This is a genomic window from Achromobacter sp. 2789STDY5608621 (genome assembly GCF_001299375.1).
GTDB classification, from domain to species: Bacteria; Pseudomonadota; Gammaproteobacteria; order Burkholderiales; family Burkholderiaceae_B; genus Achromobacter; species Achromobacter insuavis.
Genome location: NZ_CYTU01000004.1, coordinates 211,937 through 224,136, shown reverse-complemented (window position 1 = coordinate 224,136; position 12,200 = coordinate 211,937). Strand labels below are relative to the sequence as shown.

The following is a 12,200-nucleotide window of genomic DNA, read 5'->3' as shown; positions in this document are numbered from 1 at the left end:
GATCTCTCCAATCGGGGAAATGCTTCACACGCACTTGCCAAGGGCGCCGGTCCGGCGGCGCGTTCCGGATGGAAACGCCACCGGGCGATCTTCCTGCGCCTCGGCGCGGCACAGCGGCCCGTGACGGGCTACACTCTGTCTGCGGCGGGCTCCGGCCCGGATTTTGTAGAATACCCGTATGTGGTGCATATGTGGTGTTTTCGCGTATAAATCACGCCGCGTCTCCCGATATTCAGCACGGGCATTTGCCAGCCGGCTTGTTTAAGTGCTAGAATTTCCCGTTTTTCACAACTAATTCAAGGGATTACCTATGGTGGTGATTCGCCTGGCCCGCGGTGGGTCCAAGAAGCGTCCGTTCTACAACCTGGTGGCCACCGATTCGCGTAACCGTCGCGACGGCCGTTTCATCGAGCGCGTGGGTTTCTACAACCCCGTCGGCAACGAAGGCGCGGAAAACCTGCGCATCGCGCTGGATCGCGTGCAACACTGGACCAGCAACGGCGCCCAGCTGTCGCCGGCCGTCGAGCGCCTGGTCAAGGACTACTCGGCCAAGGTTTCCGCCGCGGCTTAATGCCCGCGTCGCACGCCTGAACCCTGCTAGTTTCTAGCTACGCTGTACGAAACCGATAGCCCGATACATGTCTGATGCCGCACATTCCAACGCGGCGCCTGCGGACTTGATCGAGCTGGGTCGCATCAGTGCGGCCTACGGTGTGAAAGGCTGGGTCAAGGTGCAGCCGCATTCGGCCAATGCCGAAGTGCTGCTCTCAGCTTCTCAATGGTGGTTGACTCGCCCTGTGCCTGAATTGGCGCGGGGCGCTGTCGCGTCTGCGCCTGTCGCATACAAGGTCGTGCAAGTCCGTTCGCAGGGGGCCACCGTGGTGGCCCAGCTGGCCGGCATCGCCGACCGTGACCAGGCCGAAGCGCTGCGCGGTTTTTCCGTGCAGGCGCCGCGGGGTTCCTTCCCCGCGCCCGAAGAAGACGAATACTACTGGGTCGATCTCATTGGCTGTTCGCTGTATACCACGGCGAATGGCGATGCCGCGCTCATCGGCGTGGTGGACGAGGTCCTGGATAACGGCGCTCACGCCGTCTTGAAAGTCTTGTGCCAGAAGGTCGGAGCCGACGGCCCCGAACCTCTCCTGAACGCCAAGGGAAAGCCCGCCGAAATGCTCGTTCCGTTCGTGCGCGCGCACATCCAAGCCGTCGATCTGGCCGCGCGCCGCATCGATAGCGACTGGCCCGCGGATCTCTGATGCGCATCGATGTCGTGACACTCTTTCCCGAGATGTTCGGGGTGGTGCGCGACCTGGGCGTCACCGGCCGGGCCCATGCCCAGGGCCGGTGGGCCCTGCATGCCTGGAATCCGCGTGATTTCACCAGTGATCCCCACCGTACCGTGGACGACCGCCCTTATGGCGGCGGCCCCGGCATGGTGATGATGGCGGCTCCGCTGGAAGCCGCCGTCAATGCCGCCCAGGCGGCGCGCGCGGCCCAAGGCCTGGGGCCGGCCCCGGTGGCGCTGCTCGCGCCCGTGGGCAAGCGTTACGACCAGGCCGGCGCCGAGGCGCTGGCCGCCAGCGACGGCCTGATTCTCATCTGCGGTCGCTACGAAGGCGTCGACCAGCGCTTCATCGAGCGCTGCGTCACGCACGAAATCTCGCTGGGCGACTTCGTGTTGTCCGGCGGTGAGATCGCGGCGCTCGCCGTGATCGACGCCGCGGTGCGCCTGTTGCCGGGCGTGCTGAACGACGGCGACTCCGCGTTGCAGGACTCCTTCAACGACACGCTGTCCGGCCTGCTGGACAGCCCGCATTACACGCGCCCCGAAGTCTACGAGGGCGCGCCCGTGCCGGCGCCGCTGCTCAGCGGCCACCATGCCAACATCTCGCGCTGGCGCCGGGAACGCTCGCTGGCATTGACCGTTGCGCGGCGTCCCGAGCTGATCGAATCGGCCCGCGCCCAGGGCTGGCTGTCGCTGGCCGACGAGCGCTTCCTGGCCGAGCTGGCCGGCGAGCCGTTGCCGCCGCTGCCCGCCAAGCGCCGCCGCGGATCCAAACCCAAGGCTTCCTGAGCCGGCCGGCGCATCTGCCGGCTTCGCGCCAGGCCGCAAATCCCGCGCTTCGATCCGGCGCGCGATAGTCCGCGACCGCCCCTATCTGTCCAGGTTCCAAGAGCGCCTCCCGCCGTCTTGCCATCCGTCGTGCGGACCTTGTCCGCAAGTCTTTTCCCTTTTTCCAGGACCCAGGCGGCCTAGGGATGCTCCTAGGTTGTAGCGGCTCGCCTCGCTCCTTAGTATTGAAAATTACATAAAAATGAAATTTTCATATGAGCCGATCCTCTCCCGTGCCGCGTGATGCCGACGCGCTGTCCAGGCCAGCGCTGGCGGCGGGCCGTCCCGAATCCGCCGTCGACATGTGGCTGGGCCAGCAACTGCGCCAATTGCGCAAGCAGCACGGCCGCTCACTGGCGGACGTGGCGCAGGCCTGCGCCATGTCGGTGGGCCTGCTAAGCCAGATCGAGCGCGGCCTGAGCTCGGCGTCGGTCAAGACGCTGCACCAGCTGGCGCGCGAGTTCGGGGTGTCGGTCAACGCCTTGCTGCGCAACGCCGAACACACCGAAGGCGAGGACGGCGGCCGCGTCGCCCGCGCCGGCACGCACCGCTACATCGACCTGCGCGAGAAGGGCATCGTCAAGGAGATGTACACGCCGCCCGCGTGCCGCAGCATGGACCTGTGCCGCGCCACCATCGAGCCTGGCGGCTCGACCGGCAACGAGCTGTTCGTGACCGGGCAGGGCGAGCAGATCGGCGTGGTGCTCAAGGGCACGCTCGAACTCTGGGTGGGCGACCGCGTCGTGCTGCTCAAGGAAGGCGACAGCTTCTGCTATGCCAGCAGCACGCCGCGGCGCTGGCGCAATCCCGGCTTGCAGGCGACCGAGGTCATCTGGGCCATCTCGAATATCAATCAAGCCGCGGGGGATGTGACGCAACCGCCGCCTTGAGCGCGCGGGCAGTGAATGGGCGCGATGACACTGGGGATCATCCGCCTTCCGGGCACGTTCCGGAACTCTTTGCCTAGATGAGGAAATGTCATGAAATTCAAGACTCTGGTTGTCTCTGTATTCGCAGCATTGTCCACGGCCACGGCCGCGCAGGCCCAGACGGTGTTGAAGGTGGGGTCCACGCCCACCGGCAGTCCGTTCACCTTTCTCGACACCAAGACCAATTCCATCGAGGGGGTGATGGTCGACATCGTCAAGGCGGTCGGCAAGGAGGCCGGTTTCGAGGTGCAGATCGAACCCATGGCGTTTTCAGCGCTGATCGGCTCGCTGACCTCCAAGCGCATCGACATCGTCTCGGCGGCCATGTTCATCACGCCGCAGCGCCAGCAGGTAGTGAGTTTCTCGGAGCCGGTCTATCGCTATGGCGAAGGCCTGATGGTGCTCAAGAGCGACAACAAGGAATACAAGTCCTTCGCCGACATGCAGGGCATGACGGTCGGCGTGCAGGTCGGCACCGCCTTCGTCGAGCCGATCCAGAAGAGCGGCGTGTTCAAGGAAGTGAAGCTCTACGACAACCCGCCGGACATGATGCGCGACGCCAATGCCGGCCGCATCCAGGGCGGCTTCATGGACTACCCGATCGCCGCGTACATCCTGACCCAGGGCAATTATCCCAACCTGAAGATGGCGCAGTCCTACCAGCCTACCGTCATGGGCAGCCTGGGCCTGGCCACGCGCAAGGACGATACCGCCTTGCTCGAACGCATCAACAAGGCGCTGGCCAAGCTGAAGGCCGATGGCGCCATCGACCAGATCCTGAAGAAGTGGGGGCTGGGCGGCTGACGCCCGTTTGATGGCGGGCGCGGCGCCGCGACAGGCGTCCGCCCGGACTGCGCGCCCTGGCGCGCGGACCGGCCGCGACCCGGGTTTCCGGAGGCGGCCCAGTTGGGGTGAATCGAGTCATGACGGAATTCTTCAAAGACGCGGCGGAATACCTGCCGATCCTGTTGCAGGGGGCCAAGCTCACCATCCTGGTGACGCTCGGGTCGCTGGTCCTGTCCACGGTGTTGGGACTGGTGTGGGCGCTGATGCGGGTCTCCGGCAACAAATACCTGTCCAAGTTCAGCGCGGGCGTGATCAACCTGCTGCGCGGCATCCCGATCATCGTGCTGCTGTTCTACATCTACTTCGTGATGCCGGACATGGGCATCGCGCTGACGGCGGTGCAGGCCGCGATCATCGGCCTGGGCATTGCCTACTCGGCCTACCAGGCCGAGAACTTCCGCGCCGGCATCGAGGCCATCGACCGCGGCCAGATCGAGGCGGCCATGGCGATGGGCATGAGCTGGAGCATGACCATGCGCCGCGTGGTGCTGCCGCAGGCCGTCAAGATCGTGCTGCCGCCCTACGGCAACATCATGATCATGATGCTCAAGGACTCGTCGCAGGCCTCCACCATCACGGTGGCCGAGCTCGCCCTGCAGGGCAAGCTGATCGCCGTGTCGACGTTCAAGAATGCCACCGTGTTCTCGCTGGTGGCGCTGATGTATCTGGTGATGTGCGTGCCGCTGATCCTGCTGGTGCGGCATCTGGAAAAGAGGAGTGCCGCCAAATGATCGAACTCAAGGGCGTGCGCAAGAGCTTCGGGTCGCTGGAGGTGCTCAAGGGCATCGATGCCGAGGTCAGCAAGGGCGAGGTCGTGTGCGTGATCGGGCCGTCCGGCTCGGGCAAGTCCACCATCCTGCGCTGCATCAACGGGCTGGAACGCTACAACGCCGGCCGCATCACCGTGGATGGCGAGCTGGTGGACTGCGATGCGGCCTCCATCGTTTCCATCCGCACGCAGGTGGCGATGGTGTTCCAGCGCTTCAACCTGTTCCCGCACCGCACCGCGCTGGAAAACGTGGTGGAAGGGCCGATCTACGTGAAGGGCGAGCCGCGCGCGCAAGCGTTCGAACGCGGCCGTGAATTGCTCGCCAGCGTCGGCCTGGCCGACAAGGCCGACGCCCATCCGCCGCAGCTGTCCGGCGGCCAGCAGCAGCGCGTGGCGATCGCTCGGGCGCTGGCGATGCAGCCGAAGGCGATCCTGTTCGACGAACCGACCTCGGCGCTCGACCCCGAACTGGTGGGCGACGTGCTGGGCGTGATGCGCAAGCTGGCCGAGGCCGGCATGACCATGGTCGTCGTGACGCACGAGATGAGCTTCGCGCGCGAGGTCGCCGATCGCGTCATGTTCTTTGACGGTGGCGTGATGGTGGAGCAGGGCGCCGCCCGTGAAGTGCTGAATCACCCGCAGCACCCGCGCACGCAGGATTTCCTGCGCCGCGTGCTGCATCCCATGTGAGGAACCATCATGTCGCAGACGCCGTTTCCGCTTTCCCCGTCGCTCTGGGCCGCCACCGCGGCGCCGCCGCCGGACACGCAGCCGCTGACGCAGTCCGCGCAGGCCGACGTGCTGGTGGTGGGCGGCGGCTATGCCGGCCTGAGCACCGCGCTGCACCTGGCCGAGCAGGGCGTGCGGGTGGTGCTGCTGGAGGCGCGCGAGATCGGCTTCGGCGGCTCGGGTCGCAACGGCGGCCAGGTCATTCCCGGCCTCAAATACGATCCCGATGCGCTGGTGTCGATGTTCGGCGGCGAGCGCGGTGAGCGCCTGGTGCGCTTCGCCGGCGCCACCGCCGATTCGGTGTTCAACCTGATCGAGCGGCACGCAATGGACGTGCCGCACGTGCGCAGCGGCTGGATCCAGGGCGCACACACCCCCGCGGCGCTGGAACTGGCGCACGCCCGCGCCGCGCAATGGGCGCGCCATGGCGCCGACGCGCAACCGCTGGACAAGGCGGAGGTGGCGCGCCTGATCGGCACCGATCGCTATCTGGGCGGCTGGATCGACCGGCGCGCGGGCGCGGTGCAGCCGCTGAGCTATGCGCGCGGCCTGGCGCGGGCCGCCTTGAACGCGGGGGCGGTGATCCACACCGACACGCCCGTCACCGGGCTCAAGCGCGACGGCGGCAAGTGGACCGCCACCACCGCCGGCGGCGCCAGCGTGACCGCCGACCGCGTGGTGATGTGCACCAATGCCTACGGCGCCGACCTGCTGCCAGGTCTGAAGACCTCGATCATCGACGCCAACACCTTCCAGGTCGCCACCACGCCGCTGCCGGAGCGCCTGCGCGCGGGCATCTTTCCGGAAGGACAGGTCACCTCCGACACCCGCAACCTGCTGCTCTATTTCCGGCTGGACCACCAGGGCCGCCTGCTGATGGGCGGGCGCGGGCCGTTCCGCGAGCCCAAGGGGCCGCAGGACTGGGCTCACCTGGAGCGCGTCATGGTGAAGATGTTCCCGCAGGTGGCCGGCACGCCGTTCGAGTATCGCTGGTGCGGCCGCGTGGCCATCACCCGCGACTACCTGCCGCACCTGCACGAGCCGCAGCCCGGCCTGCTGGTGGACATCGGCTGCCAGGGGCGCGGCGTGGGCCTGCAGACCAGCATGGGCCGCGCCATGGCGCAATACCTCGTCAGCGGCGACGCCAAGGCGCTGCCGGTGCCGCTGTCGCCGGTGAGGTCGTTCCCGCTGTATGGGTTGCGGCGCCTGTACGTCAATGCGGTGGTCACGTGGTACCGCATGACGGACGGCGGCGTGTAGGCCGGCGCGATACCCGCCGACGCGATGCGCATCGGCAAGATGCCCGCGAAAAAAAGCCCCGGACCTGTCCGGGGCTTTTTGCGTGCGGCGGGTCAGGCGATCAATTGCCCAGCTTGCCGCGCTGTTCGCGCACCTTCTGCAGCGTCTCGCCGAACTGCGCCACGCGGGCCTTTTCCTGCTCGACCACGGCGGCCGGGGCGCGTTCGACGAAGCTGGCGTTGGACAGCTTGCCGTTGGCCTTGGCGATCTCGCCTTCCAGGCGCGCGATTTCCTTGTCCAGGCGCACGCGTTCGGCGGCGACGTCGATCTCGACGTGCAGCATCAGGCGGCTGGCGCCGACCACCTGCACCGGCGCGCCGGCGTCGGGCAGGACGTCCAGCACGTCGACCTGGCTGAGCTTGGCCAGCGCGGCCAGGTAGGGGGCGTTGCGCGTCAGCGTGGGCGCATCGCCCTGGGCGCACAGCGGCACCTTCTGGGCCGGCGACAGGTTCATCTCGCCGCGCAGGGCGCGCACGGCCTCGACCTGGGCCTTGAGCTCGGCCACGTCGGCTTCGGCTGCGGTGTCCACGGCGGCCGGGTTGGCCTGCGGGAACGGCTGCACGCTGACGCTGTCGGCCACGCCTTCCTGGCGCTTGCCGGCCACCACCGAGACCTTCTGCCACAGTTCTTCCGTGATGAACGGAATGATCGGGTGGGCCAGGCGCAGCACGCCTTCGAGCACGCGGATCAGCGTGCGGCGCGTGCCCAGTTGCTGGGCCGGCGTGCCGGTCTGGATCTGCACCTTGGCCAGTTCCAGGTACCAGTCGCAGTATTCATCCCAGACGTAGCGGTACAGCGCGTTGGCGATGTTGTCGAAGCGGTAGTCGGCAAAGCCGCGCGCCACGTCGGCTTCCAGCGCCTGCAGCTGGCTGACGATCCAGCGGTCGACGAACGAGGTTTCGCCCGCGTCCGGACCGGTCAGGTCGTGGCCTTCGGTGTTCATCAGCACGAAACGGGTGGCGTTCCAGAGCTTGTTGCAGAAGTTGCGGTAGCCCTCGCAACGCTTCAGGTCGAAGTTGATGTTGCGGCCCAGGGTCGCGTAGGCGGCCATGGTGAAGCGCAGCGCGTCGGCGCCGAAGGCGGGGATGCCGTCCGGGTACTGGCGGCGCGTGGCCTTCTCGATGGCGCCGGCCTGCTTGGGGTTCATCAGGCCGTAGGTGCGCTTGGCCACCAGGCCTTCCAGGTCGATGCCGTCGATCAGGTCGATCGGATCGAGCGTGTTGCCCTTGGACTTGCTCATCTTCTGGCCGTCGGCGTCGCGGATCAGACCGTGCATGTAGACGTGCTTGAACGGGATCTGGCCGGTCAGGTGCGTGGTCAGCATGACCATGCGCGCGACCCAGAAGAAGATGATGTCGAAACCGGTGACCAGCACGCTGGACGGCAGGTAACGTTCCAGGTCGGGCGTCTTGTCGGGCCAGCCGAGCGTGGTGAAGGGCGCCAGGCCCGACGAGAACCAGGTGTCGAGCACGTCCGGATCGCGCTTGAGCTCGCCGGTGACGCCGGCGGCGCGGGCCTGCTGGATGGCTTCGGCTTCGTCGTGGGCGACGAACACCTGGCCGTCTTCCGCGTACCACGCGGGAATCTGGTGGCCCCACCACAGCTGGCGCGAAATGCACCAGTCCTGGATGTTGTTGAGCCACTGGTTGTAGATGGTGGTCCAGTTGTCCGGGTAGAACTGGATGCGGCCGTCGGCCACGACTTCCAGCGCCACTTCGGTGATGCTCTTGCCCGGGTTGAGCGTGCCTTCGGGGGCCGGCTTGCTCATGGCGACGAACCACTGGTCGGTCAGCATGGGCTCGAGCACGACGCCGGTGCGGTCGCCCTTGGGCTGCATCATCTTGTGCGGCTCGACCTTGACCAGGTAGCCCTCGGCTTCCAGCTGGGCGACCACGGCCTTGCGGGCCTCGTAGCGCTCCATGCCCTGGAACTGCTTGGGGCCGTTCTCGTTGATGTGCGCGTCGAGCGTGAAGATCACGATCAGCGGCAGGTCGTGGCGCATCGCGCAGGCGTAGTCGTTGAAGTCGTGCGCGCCGGTGATCTTGACGCAGCCGGTGCCGAATTCGGGGTCGACGAAGTCATCCGCGATGATGGGGATGTTGCGGTCGCACAGCGGCAGTTCGACTTCCTTGCCGACCAGGTGCTTGTAGCGCGGGTCTTCGGGGTGCACGCACAGCGCGCCGTCGGCCAGCATGGTCTCGGGGCGGGTGGTGGCGATGGTCATGCCGCGCAGGGTGACCGTCTGGCCGTCCTTGTCGACGATGGTCTGCGGACCGTCGACGAAGGGGTAGAGGATGTGCCACATGTGGCCGTCGGTCTCTTCCGACAGGACTTCCAGGTCGGACACCGCCGTCAGCAGCTTGGGGTCCCAGTTGACCAGGCGCTTGCCGCGGTAGATCAGGCCCTGTTTATGCAGGCGCACGAAGGTCTCAACCACGCCGCGCGACATGCGTTCGTCCATGGTGAAGTATTCGCGCGGCCAGTCGGCCGAGGCGCCCAGCCGGCGCACCTGGCCGGTGATGGCGCTGCCCGACTTTTCCTTCCATTCCCACACTTTCTCGAGGAATTTCTCGCGGCCGAGGTCGTGGCGCGAAACCTTCTGGGCGTCGAGCTGTCTTTCAACCACGATCTGCGTGGCGATGCCGGCGTGGTCCGTCCCCGGAATGAAGACGGTGTCGTCGCCCAGCATGCGGTGGTAGCGGATCAGGCCATCCATGATGGTCTGGTTGAACGCGTGGCCCATGTGCAGCGTGCCCGTCACGTTGGGCGGCGGGAACTGGATGACGTAGGGTTGCGATTCCGTCCCCGTTTTTACGTGCGACCCCGCGGCGAAGTAGCCGCGCTTGTCCCACTCGGCGTACCAGCGGGATTCGAGTTCGGCGGGTTCGAAGCTCTTGGAGAGTTCCGGGGAGTCGGTCGCGGCGGGCGCGGCGTTCGGGGGAGCGGCTTGAGTCATTACAGGGTTCCGGCAGACAGGGCGCCCGGTCGATGAAAACGGGCAAGCAAACCGCTCATTTTAAGATGTAATGCGGTCGTATCGGCGTGTTAGAATACCGGGTTACTGTAAACCTTTTAGAAGTCCCTGAATTCATTGAGGTTTCGCCAAAAGTTCATTGAAAAAACGCTGCGAATTTCAGCACAATGAACCGAGCGAAGCACTCGAGGCGGGACGGCCCCGGGGGCAACCCCGGGATCACTCCGAAGGGTAGGCAGTGTCGAATCCCCGCCTTGGCACAGGCGGCCGGGACGGCCCGGAACGCGCTGTCAACGCAGCTGTTCCGAGCCGCTTGCGCGCCCATGGCGCGATGCCGCTTGAAGGGTGACACCAACGAGCGCAGGCCACGCCAGGCAATCATAGAAACCAGTCAGCAATCCGTTTTCGGAGTTTTTCATGTCCATCCAACGTACCCTCTCGATCATCAAGCCCGACGCCGTCGCCAAGAACGTCATCGGCCAGATCGTCGGCCGTTTCGAACAAGCCGGCCTGAAGGTCATCGCCGCCCGCCTGGCCCAGCTGTCGCGCGCCGACGCCGAGCGTTTCTACGCCGTGCACAAGGAACGCCCCTTCTTCAAGGACCTGGTTGACTTCATGATCTCCGGTCCCGTGTTCGTGCAAGTGCTGGAAGGCGAGGACGCCATCCTGAAGAACCGCGACCTGATGGGCGCCACCGACCCCAAGAAGGCCGCCCCGGGCACGATCCGCGCCGACTTCGCCGACAGCATCGACGCCAACGCCGTGCACGGCTCGGACGCGCCGGAAACGGCCGCTGTCGAAGTGGCTTTCTTCTTCCCCGAAATCAACATCCACAGCCGTTGATTTTCCGGAAATCGTTTTAGCGTCATAGCAATACCAGGTCATGGAATCCGTCGAACGAATCAATCTGCTGGGGCTGGATGGCTCCGCCCTGTCCGAACTCGTCGGGCAGTGGGGCGGCAAGCCGTTTCGCGCCCGTCAGCTGCAGCGCTGGATGCACCAGCGCGGCGCCGATTCGTTCGACGCCATGACCGACCTGGCCCGCGATTTCCGCGGCCAGCTGGCGTCGCGTTGCGTCATCGAGGCGCTGGCCGTCAACACCGAGCAACGCTCGTCGGACGGCACCCGCAAGTGGCTGTTCGACGTGGGGCAGGGCAACGCCATCGAAACCGTCTTCATCCCCGAAGACGACCGCGGCACGTTGTGCATCTCCAGCCAGGCCGGCTGCGTGGTGAACTGCCGTTTCTGCTCGACCGGGCACCAGGGGTTCAACCGCAACCTCAAGACCAGCGAGATCATCGGCCAGCTGTGGTGGGCCAAGCGCGTGCTGGAGGCCGACATCGGCACCGCGCGCCTGGAAAGCGCCCGCGCCACCGAAGACACCCGCGTCATCAGCAACGTGGTCATGATGGGCATGGGCGAGCCCCTGCTCAACTACGACCAGGTCCTGCCGGCCCTGCGTCTGATGCTCGACGACAACGCCTACGGCCTGTCGCGGCGCCGCGTCACGGTGTCGACCTCGGGCGTGGTGCCCATGATGGACCGTCTGTCGCAGGACTGTCCGGTGGCACTGGCCGTGTCGCTGCACGCGCCCAATGACGCGCTGCGCGACGAGCTGGTGCCGCTGAACAAGAAGTACCCGTTGAAGGAGTTGCTGGCCGCGTGCGAACGCTACCTGGCTTTCGCGCCGCGCGACTTCATCACGTTTGAATACTGCATGCTGGACGGCATCAACGATACCGACCAGCACGCCAAGGAACTGATAAACATCGCACGCCAGATCCGCTGCAAGCTCAATCTGATCCCGTTCAATCCCTTCCCCGCGTCCGGTCTGAAGCGTTCGCCCACGGCCCGCGTCAAGGTGTTCGCCCAGCGTCTGATGGACGCCGGCATCATCACGACGGTCCGCAAGACCCGGGGGGACGATATCGATGCCGCTTGTGGTCAACTGGCCGGAGAAGTGCGCGACCGTACCCGGATTACCGAACGGAACGCCGCGCAGCGCCAGACCATACCAATTAGACAGGTGCATGCATGACGCAGGATATCGCTTCTGCAGTTTCAGAAACGCCCGCGGGCGCAGGGGGTTCGGGCAAGGTGGGCTCGGCGCTGCGCACGCTGCGCCAGTCCAAGGGCTGGTCGCTCGAGGAAGTGTCCAGCCGCATCAAGTTTTCGGCCAAGCAGATCGAGGCCCTCGAGAACGAACAGTGGGGCGAGCTGCCCACCGGCGTCTCGCTGCGCGGTCTGATCCGCAATTACGCCCGCATGCTGGGCGCCGATTCCCAGGCCATCGTCGATTCGCTCGATCCCAAGGCCCGCGTCACCGGCCCGGTCAAGCTGAGCCCGGGCGCGCTGCATTCCGCGCACTCCATTCCCCAGTCGAGCGCGGATGACGATCGCGCGTCCTCGACCTCCTGGGGCTGGCTGATCGCCATCGTGCTGGTGCTGGCCGCCGGCGTCGCCTACGCCTTCTGGCAGGGCTGGCTGCCGCAGCAATGGCTGGCGTTCGACTGGCTCCCCAAGCTGTCCAAGTAAATACCG

12 protein-coding genes are annotated in these 12,200 nt (G+C 66.1%); 11 read left to right on the top strand and 1 reads right to left on the bottom strand.

Going from position 1 to position 12,200, the window contains the following annotated elements:
• Positions 1–310: 310 nt before the first annotated feature.
• The 8 genes from rpsP (at position 311) to AOZ53_RS06845 (ending at position 6,646) form a co-directional block, all read left to right on the top strand.
• On the top strand, positions 311–571 hold the full coding sequence (rpsP, locus tag AOZ53_RS06880) for a 30S ribosomal protein S16 (protein ID WP_006387841.1): 261 nt from the start codon (positions 311–313) through the stop codon (positions 569–571).
• A 67-nt stretch (positions 572–638) separates the two neighbouring features.
• The gene (gene rimM, locus AOZ53_RS06875; protein WP_054434264.1) at positions 639–1,256 is read left to right on the top strand and encodes a ribosome maturation factor RimM; all 618 of its coding nucleotides are present in this window, start codon (positions 639–641) and stop codon (positions 1,254–1,256) included.
• Entirely contained in the window at positions 1,256–2,074 is an 819-nt protein-coding gene (trmD, locus tag AOZ53_RS06870) for a tRNA (guanosine(37)-N1)-methyltransferase TrmD (protein ID WP_054434266.1), read from the top strand. The genes rimM and trmD overlap by 1 nt, the downstream gene beginning before the upstream one ends.
• Positions 2,075–2,328: 254 nt before the next feature.
• A complete protein-coding gene (locus AOZ53_RS06865; RefSeq protein ID WP_054434268.1) occupies positions 2,329–3,003 on the top strand; it encodes a helix-turn-helix domain-containing protein in 675 nt (224 codons plus the stop codon).
• A gap of 90 nt (positions 3,004–3,093) precedes the next feature.
• On the top strand, positions 3,094–3,846 hold the full coding sequence (locus AOZ53_RS06860) for an ABC transporter substrate-binding protein (RefSeq protein ID WP_049075200.1): 753 nt from the start codon (positions 3,094–3,096) through the stop codon (positions 3,844–3,846).
• A gap of 119 nt (positions 3,847–3,965) precedes the next feature.
• Positions 3,966–4,619 (top strand): amino acid ABC transporter permease, encoded by a 654-nt coding sequence (locus tag AOZ53_RS06855; protein WP_054417795.1) that lies wholly within the window; start codon positions 3,966–3,968, stop codon positions 4,617–4,619.
• The gene (locus tag AOZ53_RS06850) at positions 4,616–5,347 is read left to right on the top strand and encodes an amino acid ABC transporter ATP-binding protein (protein ID WP_054434270.1); all 732 of its coding nucleotides are present in this window, start codon (positions 4,616–4,618) and stop codon (positions 5,345–5,347) included. Before AOZ53_RS06855 ends, AOZ53_RS06850 begins: the two co-directional genes overlap by 4 nt.
• 9 nt (positions 5,348–5,356) lie before the next feature.
• Positions 5,357–6,646 (top strand): NAD(P)/FAD-dependent oxidoreductase, encoded by a 1,290-nt coding sequence (locus AOZ53_RS06845; protein WP_054487342.1) that lies wholly within the window; start codon positions 5,357–5,359, stop codon positions 6,644–6,646.
• A gap of 100 nt (positions 6,647–6,746) precedes the next feature.
• Here the strand turns inward: AOZ53_RS06845 and AOZ53_RS06840 are convergent, their stop codons facing one another.
• A complete protein-coding gene (locus AOZ53_RS06840) occupies positions 6,747–9,641 on the bottom strand; it encodes a valine--tRNA ligase (RefSeq protein ID WP_054434274.1) in 2,895 nt (964 codons plus the stop codon).
• A 435-nt stretch (positions 9,642–10,076) separates the two neighbouring features.
• On the opposite strand from AOZ53_RS06840, the gene ndk reads away from it, so the two are divergent.
• Genes ndk through AOZ53_RS06825 form a run of 3 tightly spaced genes read left to right on the top strand, consistent with a single transcriptional unit; the run spans position 10,077 to position 12,194 of the window.
• Positions 10,077–10,502, top strand: coding sequence for a nucleoside-diphosphate kinase (gene ndk, locus AOZ53_RS06835; protein ID WP_006393972.1), 426 nt, complete (start codon positions 10,077–10,079; stop codon positions 10,500–10,502).
• 40 nt (positions 10,503–10,542) lie between these two features.
• Positions 10,543–11,697 (top strand): dual-specificity RNA methyltransferase RlmN, encoded by a 1,155-nt coding sequence (gene rlmN, locus AOZ53_RS06830; RefSeq protein ID WP_054434278.1) that lies wholly within the window; start codon positions 10,543–10,545, stop codon positions 11,695–11,697.
• The gene (locus AOZ53_RS06825; RefSeq protein ID WP_054434280.1) at positions 11,694–12,194 is read left to right on the top strand and encodes a helix-turn-helix domain-containing protein; all 501 of its coding nucleotides are present in this window, start codon (positions 11,694–11,696) and stop codon (positions 12,192–12,194) included. The genes rlmN and AOZ53_RS06825 overlap by 4 nt, the downstream gene beginning before the upstream one ends.
• Positions 12,195–12,200: the final 6 nt, after the last annotated feature.